The organism is Mucilaginibacter sp. KACC 22063, from assembly GCF_028736115.1.
Taxonomy (GTDB): Bacteria; Bacteroidota; Bacteroidia; order Sphingobacteriales; family Sphingobacteriaceae; genus Mucilaginibacter.
Genome location: NZ_CP117877.1, coordinates 1,351,020 through 1,367,394 on the forward strand (window position 1 = coordinate 1,351,020; position 16,375 = coordinate 1,367,394).

15 protein-coding genes are annotated in these 16,375 nt (G+C 41.8%); 8 read left to right on the plus strand and 7 right to left on the minus strand.

What is annotated here, in order from left to right:
* The first annotated feature begins 191 nt into the window (after positions 1-191).
* Positions 192-2,615 (plus strand): TonB-dependent receptor, encoded by a 2,424-nt coding sequence (locus PQ461_RS06025; protein WP_274302465.1) that lies wholly within the window; start codon positions 192-194, stop codon positions 2,613-2,615.
* A 48-nt stretch (positions 2,616-2,663) separates the two neighbouring features.
* Here the strand turns inward: PQ461_RS06025 and PQ461_RS06030 are convergent, their stop codons facing one another.
* The gene (locus PQ461_RS06030) at positions 2,664-3,848 is read right to left on the minus strand and encodes an aldose epimerase family protein (protein ID WP_274302466.1); all 1,185 of its coding nucleotides are present in this window, start codon (positions 3,846-3,848) and stop codon (positions 2,664-2,666) included.
* A 201-nt stretch (positions 3,849-4,049) separates the two neighbouring features.
* Between PQ461_RS06030 and PQ461_RS06035 the strand changes: the two genes are divergently transcribed.
* Complete coding sequence (locus PQ461_RS06035; protein ID WP_274302467.1) at positions 4,050-4,967, plus strand: hypothetical protein; 918 nt, start codon at positions 4,050-4,052, stop codon at positions 4,965-4,967.
* Here PQ461_RS06035 and PQ461_RS06040 read toward each other — a convergent pair.
* Complete coding sequence (locus PQ461_RS06040) at positions 4,961-5,164, minus strand: hypothetical protein (RefSeq protein WP_274302468.1); 204 nt, start codon at positions 5,162-5,164, stop codon at positions 4,961-4,963. The two genes, PQ461_RS06035 and PQ461_RS06040, sit on opposite strands and share 7 nt — an antisense overlap.
* A gap of 128 nt (positions 5,165-5,292) precedes the next feature.
* On the opposite strand from PQ461_RS06040, the gene PQ461_RS06045 reads away from it, so the two are divergent.
* The 3 genes from PQ461_RS06045 to PQ461_RS06055 all read left to right on the plus strand — a co-directional run bounded on the left by PQ461_RS06045 (position 5,293) and on the right by PQ461_RS06055 (position 6,870).
* The gene (locus tag PQ461_RS06045) at positions 5,293-5,649 is read left to right on the plus strand and encodes a hypothetical protein (protein ID WP_274302469.1); all 357 of its coding nucleotides are present in this window, start codon (positions 5,293-5,295) and stop codon (positions 5,647-5,649) included.
* A gap of 60 nt (positions 5,650-5,709) precedes the next feature.
* Positions 5,710-6,399: a DsbA family oxidoreductase gene (locus PQ461_RS06050; protein WP_274302470.1), complete on the plus strand. Its 690-nt coding sequence runs from the start codon at positions 5,710-5,712 to the stop codon at positions 6,397-6,399.
* A gap of 105 nt (positions 6,400-6,504) precedes the next feature.
* A complete protein-coding gene (locus PQ461_RS06055; protein ID WP_274302471.1) occupies positions 6,505-6,870 on the plus strand; it encodes a DUF551 domain-containing protein in 366 nt (121 codons plus the stop codon).
* Here PQ461_RS06055 and PQ461_RS06060 read toward each other — a convergent pair.
* The 4 genes from PQ461_RS06060 to PQ461_RS06075 all read right to left on the minus strand — a co-directional run bounded on the left by PQ461_RS06060 (position 6,862) and on the right by PQ461_RS06075 (position 9,553).
* Positions 6,862-7,860: an SDR family oxidoreductase gene (locus tag PQ461_RS06060; RefSeq protein ID WP_274302472.1), complete on the minus strand. Its 999-nt coding sequence runs from the start codon at positions 7,858-7,860 to the stop codon at positions 6,862-6,864. The two genes, PQ461_RS06055 and PQ461_RS06060, sit on opposite strands and share 9 nt — an antisense overlap.
* Positions 7,861-7,955: 95 nt before the next feature.
* Entirely contained in the window at positions 7,956-8,588 is a 633-nt protein-coding gene (locus PQ461_RS06065) for an HAD family hydrolase (protein WP_274302473.1), read from the minus strand.
* A 23-nt stretch (positions 8,589-8,611) separates the two neighbouring features.
* The gene (locus tag PQ461_RS06070) at positions 8,612-9,319 is read right to left on the minus strand and encodes a DUF1345 domain-containing protein (RefSeq protein WP_274302474.1); all 708 of its coding nucleotides are present in this window, start codon (positions 9,317-9,319) and stop codon (positions 8,612-8,614) included.
* A 39-nt stretch (positions 9,320-9,358) separates the two neighbouring features.
* Positions 9,359-9,553, minus strand: a complete 195-nt coding sequence (locus tag PQ461_RS06075; protein WP_274303988.1) for a YwbE family protein — start codon at positions 9,551-9,553, stop codon at positions 9,359-9,361.
* A gap of 184 nt (positions 9,554-9,737) precedes the next feature.
* Here PQ461_RS06075 and PQ461_RS06080 point away from each other — a divergent pair, with 184 nt between their 5' ends.
* Both PQ461_RS06080 and PQ461_RS06085 read left to right on the plus strand, forming a co-directional pair.
* Entirely contained in the window at positions 9,738-12,758 is a 3,021-nt protein-coding gene (locus tag PQ461_RS06080; protein ID WP_274302475.1) for a glycosyltransferase family 117 protein, read from the plus strand.
* Positions 12,759-12,793: 35 nt separating this feature from the next.
* Positions 12,794-13,564 carry an Fpg/Nei family DNA glycosylase gene (locus PQ461_RS06085; RefSeq protein ID WP_274302476.1) on the plus strand — a complete coding sequence of 257 codons (771 nt, stop codon included), beginning with the start codon at positions 12,794-12,796 and terminating at the stop codon, positions 13,562-13,564.
* Positions 13,565-13,869: 305 nt separating this feature from the next.
* Here the strand turns inward: PQ461_RS06085 and PQ461_RS06090 are convergent, their stop codons facing one another.
* On the minus strand, positions 13,870-14,934 hold the full coding sequence (locus PQ461_RS06090) for a M20 family metallo-hydrolase (protein WP_274302477.1): 1,065 nt from the start codon (positions 14,932-14,934) through the stop codon (positions 13,870-13,872).
* A 157-nt stretch (positions 14,935-15,091) separates the two neighbouring features.
* On the opposite strand from PQ461_RS06090, the gene PQ461_RS06095 reads away from it, so the two are divergent.
* The gene (locus PQ461_RS06095) at positions 15,092-16,375 is read left to right on the plus strand and encodes a DUF2851 family protein (protein WP_274302478.1); all 1,284 of its coding nucleotides are present in this window, start codon (positions 15,092-15,094) and stop codon (positions 16,373-16,375) included.

Here is a 16,375-nt window from a genome sequence, read left to right on the forward strand (position 1 = left end):
GAGTCCTTTGGACTGGATAGGATTAGGTGAGGCTCTATTTATTTTTTTTATCTCACTTAACAGCTTGATTATTTGTTACTTGATTATCGGGTCATGCGTTATCCGACCTCAAAAAGCATTCAATACTGTCACTTCTGAAAATGGCCTGTGTCTTTTTAAAATAGAAATAACCAAAACTATTGACACAGCCTATGAAAAAACTACTATTCACAATAACCATGTTCTGCACGGCATTGGCATTGCATGCGCAAGTCACGGCCAATAAAGGAATAATTAAAGGGGTTATAATCGATTCTGCAAAAAACAGCGCGATGGGTTATGCAACCGTATCTGTAAGCGATGCTGAAACCAAACTGCCTGTTAAAAGCAGCCTGACAAAAGACAATGGCAGTTTTGAACTGAGCGGCTTGCCACTTAAAAAGTATGTTTTAACCGTTGTGTCTGTAGGCTACCAAACAAAAACTATTGCCAGTATCGACCTTAAATTAGCTGAAGACGGGACGATGAATTTAACCCGGATTTTATTATCAGCATCTACCAGCCAGCTTAATGAAGTGAAGATTACTTCGACCAAACCTTTGGTTAAGCAGGAGATTGACCGTATCAGCTATGATGTACAGGCAGACCCGGAAAGCAAGGCGCAGACTGCTATGGATATGCTGCGTAAGCTGCCGTTGGTTAGTGTTGATGGCGACGATAACATACAATTGCAGGGCAGCGGCAGTTACCGCATATTTATTAACGGAAAACCGTCGGCTTTGCTGGCCAGTAACCCGAAAGATGTTTTACGATCAATGCCGGCAAGTACCATAGTAAAAATAGAGGTAATAACTACGCCTCCTGCAAAATATGATGCCGAGGGTTTGGCGGGTATCATTAACATTATCACCACCAAAGCCACAAGCGATGGCTATAATGGAACGTTGTCAAGCCGGGTTAACAGCCGTTGGGGGCCAAACATCAACTTAACAGCTACCGCTAAAAAAGGTAAGTTTGGTATATCTGGTTATTTGGGCACTGGCAGGCAATTTAATAACAGCACCGGTTATGATAGTTACCGGCAAACTTATTCGCCCGCATCAATGCTGGTACAAAACGGTACCAATAGTTGGGGCGGACACTACGTTTATGGTAGTACAGAGTTAAGCTACGAAATTGATACCCTGAACCTGTTAACGGCATCGCTGAATTACAACAACGGAAAGTTTACCGAGGATTACGACCGCTATACCACTTTTACAAGTAACGCGCCTTTGTCAGCCTATCGCTTGCTAAATGATGGAAATAACAGTTGGAATGGTACCGACCTGAGCCTGAATTACCAGTTAGGATTTAAGCGTAACAAACAGCAATTACTAACCGCATCATACAGATACGTTTACTCGGCAAATGGACAGGCAAGCACCGTAGTTGCCGAAGACAGGGTTAATTACAGTATCCCAAACTATAATCAACAAAATGATGCAGGTACACGGGAACATACCTTTCAGTTGGATTATGTACATCCTTTAAAAGACCTTACCATAGAGGCGGGTGCAAAAGCCATTTTGCGCAATAACTTTAGCAATACCAATAATTTTAACCTGGATACTTTAAACAACGTAGTGCAGTATATACCTACTGCTGCCAATGATTTTACTTATCACCAAAATGTTTACAGCGCTTACAATTCATATACTTATAAGATCCCAAACTGGACATTTAAGGGAGGCGCGCGTTTTGAATATACACACGTGGATGCTGATTTTTCTGCTACAAGTAGTTCGCTTAATATGAACTACAGTAACCTGGTTCCCTCGCTTTCGATCATGAGGAGCTTTAAGAAAAATCAAAGCTTAACTTTTGGATATACTAACCGGTTAGAGCGTCCGGGTATATGGCAGCTAAACCCGTTTGTTGATCGTACCAACCCGCAGATCATCAGCACAGGTAACCCTAATTTGCGGCCGGTGGTGAGTAATTTGTTTGAATTGAGCTATACAAAATCAGGAGTGGGAACCATAAGCACCCGCTTAAGTTATATGTACAGCAATAATTCCATAGTAAGCGTTACCAGATTGCTGTCAGATACATTGACGCTAAATACTTATGAAAATGCCGGAAAAAATAAAATAGCCCGCTGGAATATTAATGGCAATTATCCTTTAGGAAAAAAATTGAACATCAATTTTAATACAGGCTTATTTTACGTGTGGATAAACGGAACTTACAACGGAACCTTTTATAGTAACAAAGGACCTCGTACGAATAGTTTCGCCAACCTAACTTACAAACCCGGAAATGACTGGACAGTTGGTGCATCCGGTGGGTATAACCGCAGGCTTATCTTTTTACAGGGCGGATCAAATGATTTTTATTACAGCTCGTTTAGCGTAGGTAAAAGTTTCCTGAAGAAAAATCTAACGCTTACTGCAATTACTAATAATCCCTGGGCAAATCATTATAGCTATAAGCAATTTACATCCACGCCCGACTTTTATCAGCAGATCGTCAATCACCAGCTATACCGTACTTTCAGCTTTAGTGTAAGCTATAAATTTGGTAAGCTGAGCAGCGACATTAAGAAAAATCAACGTAGTATCAACAACGATGATGTGAGCAGTAAAGGAAACTAATAGTAACCATATTAAATAGATAAGGCTGCCATTGGCAGCCTTATCTATTTAATGGAATTTACGCTCGAATTGATATAGCGTTAAGCTTTTGTAAGTTTTGCCAGGTTCCAAAACAGTAGATGGAAATTCCGGCTTGTTTGGCGAATCAGGGAAGTGCTGCGTTTCAAGACAAAAAGCAGTGCGGAAATCATCCGGATGGCCGCCCTTCATTTTGTACGCGCCTTTCATAAAGTTGCCGGTATAAAACTGCATGCCTGGCTCGGTGGTAAATACCTTCATAATTAAGCCGCTTTGGTCGCCAATTACAGTAGCTACAGGTATTTGTGTGTTATGCTTGTTTAATACATAGTTATGGTCATAGCCGTTTGCAATCTTGAGCTGTTCGTTATCTTTATTGATACGGTCGCCTATAGGTAAGGGTGCCCTGAAATCGAACGGGGTTTCTTTTAAACTGGCCAGCTTACCGGTAGGTATCAGATTTTTATCAACCGGGGTGTACTCATCGGCATTGATCTGCATTACGTGTTTTAAAATATCGCCGCTTCCCCAGCCATTTAAATTAAAGTAAGCATGGTTGGTAAGGTTTACTACCGTTTTTTTATCGGTAGTAGCTTGGTACATAATTTCAAGGCTGTTATAACGGGTAACGCTGTAAGTTACTTTTACATCAAGGTTGCCTGGGAAGCCTTCTTCCATATCAGCCGAGTGATAGGTAAGTACAAGCTGATGCTCATTAGGTTGCTCGGCATCCCAAACCTTTGAATCAAAACCAACTTTACCGCCATGCAGTGTATTTGGCGCGTTATTTATAAACAAGTTATAATCTTTACCATCCAATTTAAAATGGCCATTGGCAATGCGGTTGCCGTAGCGGCCTATTAAAGCACCATAATAGTTACTTGTTGATTCCTGGTAGCCTTTCAAATTATCAAACCCCGCAACAACGTCTACCATCTTATTGTTCTGATCTTTAACCAGCAGGCTTACAATGCGCCCGCCATAATTAGTGATGGCGGCCTGCATGCCGTTCTTTCCTTTTAAAATGTACAGCTTAACCTGCTTGCCGTCTATAGTCTGTTCAAATCCTGACGGGGATGGTAGCGCCTTATCGGTAGTGATACTGTCGGTCATTGTCGAATTATTTTTTACAGTGTTTTTGCAAGATGAAATAGTACCGGCAATTACACCCAGCACGATCATTAAATTTTTAGGTTTAAACTGTAGCAGATGCATGATATGTTTTTTATAGGAAAATGAACTCCGATTTATCAATTTGGTTTCCGGTTTTCAATTTTAAATAAAATTATTGTCATTCCTACATTATTATTAATTAACTGCAATTGATGATAATGGCATAAATGTTGCCATTTTATCAATAAAAGGAAACACTTAATAATAAGTTCATGATGTTTGCGTTTCTTTGCAACGTTAATAATGCCGCAGCGTAAAATAAAAAAGAGAAAGATTATACTTGTAGTCATGGTGGTTGCCATGTTCTTTGTGGCATATGCGCATCATCGTTTTGGCGACAAACCTGCTGAGGTAGGCCGCCTGCAGGATAAGGCAATGGACGAAACTTCGGGTATTGTGGCATCAGCGGTTAATTCCGGGGTATTTTATGTACATAATGACAGCGGTGACACCAGTCGCTTTTTTGCAATCAACGAAAACGGCAAATTAAAAACCACCTATTATTTTAAAGGCAGCAGCGGTTCGCCGTTAGGCGTACAGGATTGCGAGGATATTGCAATAGGGCCGGGGCCTATTAAAAACAAAAGTTATTTGTATCTGGGTGATATAGGTGATAACGGTGCGAGCCGCAAATACTTAACTATTTATCGTTTTGCCGAACCCAAGGTAGCTGCTGACTATAACCAGGTTGCCAATATAGAAACTGTTCCGTTATACCTGAAATATCCCGACGGGCCAAAGGATGCGGAAACAATGATGATTGACCCGCTTGAAAAATTGCTTTATATCGTATCAAAAAGAAAAGACTCGGTAAGTGTTTACACATCTCCGCTTACTTATAAAGCAGGGGATACGGTGACCATGACTTACCGGTGCAAACTGCACTTTAAAGGTTTGCAGCCGTTAAAGTGGATCACCGCCGGTGATATATCTGCTGATGGAAAGCAGATATTGTTAAAGAATTATGTTAACGTTTACTATTGGCGCCGCGAAGCTGGTGAACCTGTTTGGAAAGCCATGATGCGCAATGCGAAGGTGTTGGATTATGAACAAGAGAAGCAAGGCGAAGCCATTGGTTTCAGTCGCGATGGTAAAAGCTATTATACAACCAGCGAAGGGGTATTTGCACCTATATACAGGTATACCTCGCCTGGTTATTGAACCTCGCCATTATCCGGAATTTCTTCCCAGTAAATTGTTTCCATAAATACCCCGTTTGTGGCGGCAACTTTGTCGCGTATTTTTTCAAGTTCTGCTTTAAGCTGCCCGGGATTTTCAATTTCTTTTACAGAATGATAATATAAGGTATTGCCAGTTTTGCTGTTTATAAACTTAAAGTGTTTTTCAGTATGGCCCATGGTATTGGTTAATACATTAGTAAAACACCCTTACTGCTCCACTTGTTTGATATAAACATGATATTTTGTTAATACTTAATACACTTTACCTAACCATATTGCTATATTGTTTCACCAATAAATAAAACATGAATAAGAAATTTTTTACAACACTGGTATTGCTTTGCGCAATGGTTTTAAGTGCGTGGGCTTACTTTGCATCGCTTGACGGTAAATGGACAGGCAACCTTAATTTTAATAATGAAAATGTACCGCTTACCTACAACTTTAAAGTTGATGGCGATAAACTTACCGGTACGTTTGAAACATCACATGGTAACGGCAGTATCGAAAATGGTAAAGTAAACGGCGATAGCTTTACTTTTAGCACAAACATTCAGGGTTTGGATATCCCGCATACCGGAAAAGCATATGCCGATTCTGTATCATTAGATATTGATGTACAGGGCAGCAATTATCACACAACCTTAGCAAGGGCCAAATAGCTGTTCACTTTTTACATCCGGCTTACACCATTATAAAGTATCGGGGCTACATTTGCTGTTATGAAAATTGAAATATGGTCTGATGTCATGTGCCCGTTTTGCTATATCGGCAAACGCAGGTTTGAAGCAGCGCTTCAGGACTTTGCACATAAAGATGAGGTTGAAATTGAGTGGAAAAGCTTTCAGCTTAACCCGATGATGAAAACCGACCCTACCATCAGCATTCATGAATACCTTGCTGAAGCCAAAGGCTGGACAATAGACTATGCCCGCCAGTTAAACGGACAGGTAACCGATATGGCAGCACAAGTTGGCCTTGATTATTTTATGGACAACGCCGTTGTGGCCAATAGTTTTAATGCGCATCGCCTTTTACAGTTGGCTAAACAGCATAACCTTGGCGACCAGGCAGAAGAACAATTGTTTAAAAGCTATTTTACACTGGGTAAAAATATTGATGATATGGATACGCTTGTTGAAATAGGCCAGGCGGCAGGACTTGAGGAAGATGAGATTAGAAAGATTTTATCTGGAAAAGAACTTTCAGATGATGTTCACCATGATCTGCGCGAAGCCGAAGAGTTAGGCATAAGAGCTGTGCCATTTTTTGTGATCAACCGAAAATATGCCGTATCTGGTGCACAGCCTGAACCTGTATTTGCTGATGCCTTGCAGAAAGCCTGGAGCGATGAAGCCGTATCAGCTACATCAGATGGTAACAGTTGTGACATCGACGGCAACAATTGCTAAACAATAGTAACAGATATTTGAGCGCCGGTGTAAAGCACCGGCGCTTTTTTATTTAACTACTTGTTGCTTTAATGCTGACAGTGAAAATGCTGCTATCTTTGCCGCATGGAATGGATATCTGTAAAAGTTAAGTTGCCCGAGGCTAATATACCGGTAATGGTAATCACGGAGAATGAAGCCTATCAGCCTTTTGGTAACATACAGGTAGCTTACAGTACCGAAAACAAGTGGTTAACTAAAGACACCGAATTAGACAAGGTTACCCACTGGATGCCGTTACCACCTTTACCCGATGAACAGTTTGAAGCCATAAAGATAGTGGCAGATAACGTTGCCGATCTGTATGCCCCTGCCGACCGTAGCCTTGAGTCTTTTTCTTTTGACATTAAAGTAGAAGGCATAGCTTATACCGCTATCTATAAAAAAGATGAAGAAGGTTACTGGGTTTTTGCTGAATACAAATTACAATAACTTACGCACAATAAAAAATGCACCTGCCGCAGCAGCGGCTGCAATTCCTCCTAATTTAATCCGGCTTGGTGTAACTGTTTTTGAAGTATAGCCACCCGCAATCTTATAACTGTCGTTATTAGGTGCAAATATGGTTCCGTTAGTTACAGGTTCTGGTTCGGCGTTCTTAAAATAAAGCTGCATAAACCTAAGTAATGACCACCTGGTAAGTTTGGGTGAAACAATTTGCCCTAATTTAGCCATGTATGCGGTGCTGCCCACCATTACATAGTCTTTCGGGTGCTGCAGTAACTCAACAATTTGTGACGCTACTTTTGTAGTAGGTATAACCGGCGGAATAGGTTTTAATTTTTTACCTGTATAGTTTGCTGCATGTGCAGGGCCGGGAGTATCAACAAAACCTGCATAAACATCACAAACATGAATATCATGGTAATCTATCAATTCTGTCCGCAATGCTTCAGAATAGCCACGCACGCCATATTTACTGGCAGTATATGCTACAGAGTAAGGCATTGCCACGTATCCGCCCGCCGAGTTCATGTTGATAATGGTTCCCCAGCCTTGTTTTTTAAAATATGGGATAGCAGCATAAGCGCCATATAAATACCCCATCAGGTTGGTTTCAATAACTTGTTTATGCGCCTCTACCGGGATGGTAGAAAAATCACCTAATAAACCTATGCCTGCAATATTTATCCATGCGTCAATGCATTTGCCAAATATGCAGGCATCTTTAGCCAGGTTTTGCACTGCCTGTGGGTCTGTTACATCGGTAACAACGGCAATCGCTTTAGCCCCTAAACGATCGCACACCTCAACCACTTCGTCAAGTATCTCTTTATTCCTGGCAGCTAATACCAGTTTGCAGCCATAGCGTGCCAGTTCTATTGCGGTAGCACGGCCAATGCCGCTTGAAGCACCGGTGATAACTATGGTTTGTTTATTTAAAGGCGGTTTAACGCAGTTGGGTGTACGAAATAAGCTCATCAGGCAATTGTTTCAGTTTCTCAATGATACAACCTTATTTGATAATGAAAGGTTTATGAAATATTAACTTTAACTTACAATTTGTGCTTTGGTGGTTAAAGCGCCATGAAATGATCGGTGAAATCAGTAAAGTTATCAAACTTCAGATCGTAATCTTCGGTAGATCCAAAGCCATAAGTTACAAACACATAAGGCAAGCCAGCCAAACGGCTCTGCTCTCCGTCGCCTTCGGTATCACCAATATAAACCGGATTTTTAAGGCCATGCTTTTCCATCAGCAATTTAATATTATGGTTTTTGGGCATATAGTTTACGCCGTAAGCCATTTCATCCTTAATGTAATCACCAATTCCGGCCCAGTCTATAAACAGCTGAATGATGCCTTTTGCGCAATTACTCAGAATGAATAAGTCATACTTCGTAGCCAGTTGCTTTAAGCCATCTTTAACACCTTGATATAAAGTGCCGCCCATTTCAGGTATCAGCTGATGGCGTTGCTGTGCAACAAGCCCGTAAATTTCTGTGCGGCGGTCGTCATCAAAATCGGGCATAATTTCAGCAATCACCTTTTTACCCTCCCAGCCTACCATACGGGCAAGGTTATCGCGCTCTACCACAATATCAACCCCTAATTCATTGAAAACGTTGTTCCATGAGCAGGTATAAACATCTACGGCATCCCAAAGAGTACCGTCCATATCAAAAATGAGGCTGTCGGGTTTTTGCATAGGTGTAAGGTAGCACTAAAATGCTATTTTTCTATCAGCCCCGAAATTACATTGATACTTAATGCTACAATAGCTGTATTAAAGGCAAAGGAAATAAGGCCATGCACAAGTACCAGGCGGCGTAAATGTTTATCAGAAATTTCCACGTCCGATACCTGAAAGGTCATACCAATCACAAATGAAAAGTAGGCAAAATCAAGATAATCAGGCTCTTTCTCATCACCCGGAAACTCGAGGCCACCAACCGGTTTATTATCTCCGCTATCGTCATCGTCGGTATCATAATACAAGTGTGCATAGCGTAATGCAAAAATGGTATGTACCAATACCCACGATACAATTACAGACCCTATGGCTAACAGCACATGCCAGCTTACTTCGGCTTTAGAGCCGTTTTTGGCTTCCAGCAAAAGAAATACAATGGCAAATAAGCTAAAAACCGATGCAATGATCACCAATATAAAAACCATGGTTCGGTTGCTGTCGCCAAGTGTGTAGTTTTCACTGAAGGTTTTAGGGTTGGCAGTGAAGATGATGATCCAGTCCATAATGGTTGCGCTTAACGAAAAGCCCATCCAGCCTAATAAAATAGCTGTAAACATGCTAACCGTATGGAAAGTACTAAAGAAGATAATAAGCGCTACGGCAAGCGATATAAATACGCGGTAATGCGCGTCGGCGGTAATAAGTGGTTTTCTTGCAGTTTTGGGTTTAACGGTTCGGCGGGGCATCGGGTTAAATTTATGCTTTAATGCTTACAAACCCGCGTCTTATTCAAAAGTTTCAATCACCCGGCCAACCTGCCCGTCTTCTAACCGTACTTTTATACCGCGCGAATGGAAAGCTGCACTGGTAAGCAGGTCTTTTACAATGCCATTGGTGCGTTTGCCGCTGCGCTGGTCTTTCTTTAAAATGATATCTACTTCCAATCCAGGGTAAACGTCTTTGCGGTTTTTGCCATCCATGCCGTAAAGATAAATAAACACAAGTAATCTTTTAAAGCAACTCGTTTAGCCCTCTCCGTTTGGAGAGGGTTGGGTGAGGCTATTTGTTAAATATTGTTAAAAAATGTTAAGGAACTGGTTGACTATCAATCATCATAATTTATTATCTGGATATTAGCCCGTCAACAACTAATCTTTACCAATCATGTCTTACAAGAAAATTAATAACCTGCTGGGCTTGCTTTGTTGCATCATAGCCATTGTAACCTACACGCTTACGCTTGAGCGTACGGTAAGTTTCTGGGATTGCGGCGAATTTATTTCCTGTGCCTACAAACTCGAAGTTTCGCACCAGCCTGGTTATCCCTTGTTTGCCATGTTAGGTAAAGCATTTTCACTACTCTCATTCGGCGATAAAACAAAGGTGGCGCTGTTTACCAACTTTGGCTCGGCGGTGGCCAGTAGTGTAGCTATTATGTTCCTGTTTTGGACCATTACCCTGTTAGCCCATAAGCTGCTGGTAAAAAAGGGAGAGCTGCCTTCAAATGTACAAACCATACTTATTATGGGTGCCGGTTTGGTGGGTGCCATAGGGTTTACTTATACAGATACGTTTTGGTTTTCGGCAGTGGAAACCATTGTATTTGCTCCGGCTATGCTATGTACCGCAGTTGTTATTTGGGCCGTACTAAAATGGGAAGCGCATGCTGATGAGCCCGGTGCCGACAGACTGTTGGTACTGGTAGCCTACGTAATGGGTTTGTCCATAGGCATCCACTTACTCAACCTGCTTACTATACCTGCACTAACTTTGGTTTATTATTTCCGCAGAAGCAAAAAGATCAGTAACCGCAATACTTTGATCGCATTTTTATCAGGCGTAGTGCTGCTGGCTTTTGTGCAGTTCGGTATTATTCAGTATACGGTTAAGTTTGCTGCTTATTTCGATCTGTTTGTGGTCAACTCGCTGCACATGCCATTTAATAGTGGTGCATTGATTTTTATTGTGGTATTGTTAGGTGCTTTGGCAGCTGGTATTGTTTACAGTATCCGAAAGCAAAAACGTGCGCTTAACCTGGCACTGGTTTGTGTAGCCTTTATCTATTTTGGCTACAGCTCTTTTACCATGATCCCGATCCGGGCACATGCTAACACCACGCTCAATAATACCCACCCGGATAATGCCTTTACTTTAGGGGGATACCTTAACCGCGTTCAATATATTTCTCCGCCGCTTATTTACGGACAATATTATGATGCCAAGCCAATTGACCAAAAAGAAGGCCGCACGCTTTACCGCAAAGGCGATAAGCAATATGAGATGATAGGCAAGCAGCAAAAGCTTATCTATGATCATAATACTATTCTGCCGCGTTTGTATAGTAATGATCCCGGGGATGTCAGCTTCTTTAAACAATGGCTGCAACTGAGCGATAGCCATACGCCAAACTTTGCAGATAACATGAACTTTATGTTTAGCTGGCAAATGTACCAGATGTATTTCCGTTACTTCCTTTGGAACTTTGTAGGCCGTTATAATGAAACCGATGGACAAACCAGCACCAAAGATTTAAATGGCAACTGGACAAGCGGATGGTTTGATCATGGCAAGCACTTGCCAAATTCTATCTTGAGCAACAATAACTACATGCCGCTGTATGCCATACCACTGATTATTGGCTTATTGGGTGCTGTATACCAGTATCGTAAAAATAAAAATGACGCACTGGTAGTACTGATGATGTGGTTTTTTATGGGACTGGCCATTGTACTTTATGTAAACCAGGATAACCTGCAGCCGCGCGAGCGGGATTACTCGTATGTAGGCTCTTTTTATGCTTTTGCCATTTGGATTGGTTTAGGTGTGCTTGCCATGGCCGATCTGGTAATGAAAAAGTTGAAAGGAAAGGTTGCTGCTTATGCAAGTGTTGCAGCTTGTTTAATTGCTGTCCCGGTTTTATTAGCAAGTAAAGAATGGCGCGGGCATGATCGTTCTACCAAAGCTATAGCGCATGACCTGGCTTATGATTACCTGATGACCTGCCCGAAAAATGCGATACTGTTTACCACTGCCGATAATGAAACCTATCCGCTGTGGTATTTACAAGAGGTGGAAAACGTACGTCCTGATGTACGTATAGTAAATACGGAACTGTTTACTGGGGATTGGAACATCCGCCAGATGCAGCGCAGTGTGAACAACTCGGCTCCGCTGCCAATAACAATGGCTTATGATAAATATAAAGACGGTGTGCGTGACATCATTCGTTACAATGATGCCAAACTGCCCGATTCGGTAGAATTGAAAGAGGTGTACGATTTTGTAATGTCTGACAATCCGCAGGCCAAGGTTGAGTATACGGATGGCAGCACGGAGAACTATTTACCTACCAAAAATTTTAAGCTGACCATTGATAAAAAAGCAGTGCTTGCCAACCATGTAATTGCGCCGGGACAAGAAGACCGCCTGGCTGATACGATGGAGTGGAAGTTCCCTGCCGATTACCTTACCAAAGGTAATTTAGCCATGATGGACATCCTGGTACATAACAACTGGAAACGTCCCATATGCTTTGCCTATTCTATGAGTGATGCCGATTCTTTTGGCTTGCGCCCATACTTATACAAGGAAGGTTTGCATAGCCGCCTGTTGCCGTTTAAAAAAGAAGCCACTACAGATGATCAGGATAGTGACAGGGTAAACTCGCTGGTGATGTATGATAACATGGTGAACAAGTATAAATATGGCAATTACAAACACGCCCGTTATCTTGATAACCAATCGGCTGATATGTTTTATCCTATCCTGTTAAACACATTCATGACTTTGACGCAAAGCCTTGTTGCCGAAGGCCATAAAGATTTAGCCTTAAATACCCTTCACAAGTTTGATGAAGTAATGCCCGACCTTAACCCATACATAGACGTGGCGGCACGTAAGTTTTATGTAGCAGATACCGCTTACCATTTACAGGATGTTAAACTGGGTAATAAGTATGTAAACAGTATCGCTGCTTATGTAACCGATCAGCTGAATTATAACTATCATTTAATGAAAGACAATCCCGATACGTTAGACACCCGTACCGTGCAAATCGGTATGTCGGTACTTAATGGATTAGCAGGATTAGCTAAAGAAAATAACCAACCGGCGTTGTATGCAAAAGTTGATGGTTATGTAAAAGATTATGAAGGAAAATTTTCGCCTATACTTGGCAAGCAATAGTTAATTTCAGGTGTTGTACTTGAAAATTTAATGCTATGCCCGAATTGCCCGATCTTGAAGTTTTTGCTCATAACCTGGATAAACAGTTAGCCGGTAAAACGCTGAAATGGTTAAATGTAAACAGCCGTAAAGCCAAAGTAAGCGCGGATGATATGCAGCAGGCATTGCATGGACATAAACTGAAAAAGGTTTACCGCAGCGGGAAGGAACTTTACTTTGATTTCGGTAAGCATACACTTGCTTTGCATTTAATGCTGCACGGGCAACTGCATTTGTTTAAAACGCATAACGAAAATAAGTACACGGTTTTAGACATGAACTTTGACGATGGCGAAGGGCTGGCGCTTACCGATTTTCAGGGAGCAGCTACGCCAACGCTTGATCCGCCGGAAACAGATGTGCCAGATGCACTGGATAAAACGGTAAATGCAAAATGGTTTGTGGAGAAGCTGTCTAAGAAACGCTCCGCGATCAAGACCATTTTGCTCGATCAGAAATTTATCAGGGGAATTGGAAATGCCTATGCCGACGAGATTTTATACGATGCAGGTATATCGCCGTTTTCTGTCGCCAATAAAATACCTGACAATAAGGTTAAAGATCTGGCAAAGTCAGTACACAGCGTTTTAACTGAAGCACAAAAGCAGATTATAAAAGCAAAACCGGATATCATCAGCGGCGAATTCCGCGACTTTCTGCAGGTGCATCATACACGCAAAAAGGAAACACCAAAAGGTGAGAAGATCTTGGTGAAAGAAGGCTCCCGTAAAACGTACTATACCGAAGCGCAGGAGTTGTTTGAGTAGAAGTGAGATCGTTGAAATGTCATTGCCAGGAACGAAGCAATCACAAAGTAGTAGATTGCTCTTGCAAATCGGAGATTGCTTCTCCGCCTTTCGGCAGATCGCAATGACGATAAGTGTTTGTTGCTTCAGATTCTCGTGAATTGCGATGAGTGCAACGAAGAAGCAATCCCCGATTTGAAAAAACAATTTTCTTATTAGCGATTGCTTCTCTGCCTTTCGGCAGATCGCAATGACACAAGATGTTTTTTGCTTTCGACTTTCAGCTTTTCGCTTTCTGCTTTCAGCTTTCAACTCCTCACTCAAATTCAGCATATCTTTTCCAGCATCTGGATATACAAATTGATGCCTTCTTCAATTTCATTTACATAGATAAACTCATCTGCGGTATGTGAACGAGCCGAATCGCCGGGGCCTACTTTCACAGAAGGAATATCTAATAGCGATTGGTCTGACGTAGTTGGCGAACCGTAAGTGGTTCTGCCTAAAGCGATGCCAGCTTGTACTATAGGGTGGTTTTTATCTATTGATGATGGCTTTAAACGGATAGAACGTGGTTTTACCTCGCTGGTTACATGCTCGCGGATCATCTCTAACACTTCCTCGTTGCGGTAAGCATCTGTAACACGCACATCAACGGTAAAAGTACATTCGGCAGGTACTACGTTATGCTGCGAACCTGCATTGATGATGGTCACCGACATTTTTATCGGCCCAAAAACTTCCGACTCTTTAGGGAAACGATAGGTACGGAACCATTCGATGTCTTGTATCGCTTTATAAATGGCGTTTTCGCCTTCTTCGCGTGCGGCATGGCCTGCTTTACCATGCGCTGTACAGTCAAGCACCATAAGCCCGCGTTCGGCAATAGCAAGATGCATTAAGGTGGGTTCACCTACAATGCCAAAATCCAGTTTGCCAAGTTCAGGAATGATCAGTTCAAGACCATTAACTCCCGAAATTTCTTCTTCGGCAGTAGCAGCCAGGCAAAAATTGTACTTCAGGCCTTCTTTTTCGTAAAAGTAAAGGAAGGTAGCAATAAGCGATACCAGGCATCCACCTGCATCATTACTGCCTAAGCCATAAAGCTTGCCGTCTTCAATTTTAGCTTCAAAAGGATCGCGGGTATAGCCCGAGTTTGGCTTTACCGTGTCATGGTGCGAGTTAAGCAAAATGGTAGGCTTTGCCGGGTCAAAGTGTTTATTCCATGCCCAAACGTTATTCATTTTACGGTGTGTTGCTACGCCGTGTTGCTCTAAATAAGCATTAACGATATTGGCCGTAAGATTTTCTTCTTTACTAAAAGAGGGTGTAGATATCAGGTGACGAAGCAACTGAACTGCTTCCTGAAATAAGGTGTTTATATTAATCATAACTGGTAGGGATACCCCGGTAGTATGGCACAAAGTTAAGGTAATTTTTGAAGATGTAGGCGTACCCATGTGCAGATGCTTCGCAGGGTATTTACGGTTGCTATAATCTTCATGCTTTTAATTACATTTGAAATAAACAAACCGTACACGATAACCTATGCTTTTCACCGAAGACTTTTTGTACTATGTATGGAAATTCAGGCTTTTTGATCGCACAGCGCTGAAAACCACTGCCGGTGAAGATATAGAAATATTAAACCCGGGTTTACAAAACACTAATGCCGGGCCGGATTTCAGTAATGCCCGTGTTAAAATTGGCAACACCATTTGGGCCGGAAATGTAGAGATCCACGTTGCCGCATCAGACTGGCGAAAGCACGGCCACCACCATGATAAGGCTTATGACAATGTGGTGTTGCATGTGGTTTATAAAAATGATATTCCTGAAACCTTGTTGCGCCGCGACCTTCCAACATTAGAGTTGGCTGAGCGTATCCCAGCCGAACTTTATAGCCGCTACCATCAAATGATTTATGGCAATCAGCGTTTAATCCCCTGCGAGGCAACTATTGCTTCTGTAGATAGTTTAACTATGCGTAACTGGCTCACCCGCGTTTTAGTGGAACGCTTAGAGAAGAAATCGGCTTTGATCTTAGAATCATTAGCGCATAATAAAGGCGATTGGGAAGAAACTTTTTACCAGCATTTAGCTGCAAATTTTGGTTTTAAAGTTAATGCGCTGCCATTTGAGATGCTGGCTAAATCTTTACCGCAATCCGTTTTGGCCAAGCATAAAAATTCTCCTTTACAAATAGAAGCATTAATATTTGGCCAGGCTGGTTTTCTTGAAGAAGACTTTACGGAAGAATATCCCAACAAGCTCAAAACTGAATACCAGTTTCTTCGTAAAAAATATAACCTCAACCCCGTTGAAAAGCACTTATGGAAATTTGCCCGCATGCGGCCGCTTAACTTTCCAACAATCAGGCTGGCACAATTTGCTGCACTCATTGTAAAATCAAACCATTTGTTTTCTAAGATTATCGAGATTAAAGAGATTCCGCAACTGATTGATCTGTTTGCAGGCATCGAAGTAAATCCGTATTGGGATACCCATTATCGTTTCGGTACAGAAAGTAAATCAGTATCAAAACAAATGGGGGAGAGCTCTGTTAACAACATATTGCTTAATACATTGGCGCTCACCTTGTTTAGCTACGGCAAGTACCATCAGCAACAACGATACATAAGCAGATGCTTACAGCTTTTAGAAGAGTTGCCCGCAGAACAGAATAACATTATAGATGATTTCGACGTTTTAGGATTGAAAACTAAAACTGCTTTTGAAACACAGGCCCTATTGGAACTTCGCAACAATTATTGCAACTTTAAAAAGTGTTTGCAATGCGGCGTTGGAAACAAGATATTAAGATTGGTTTGA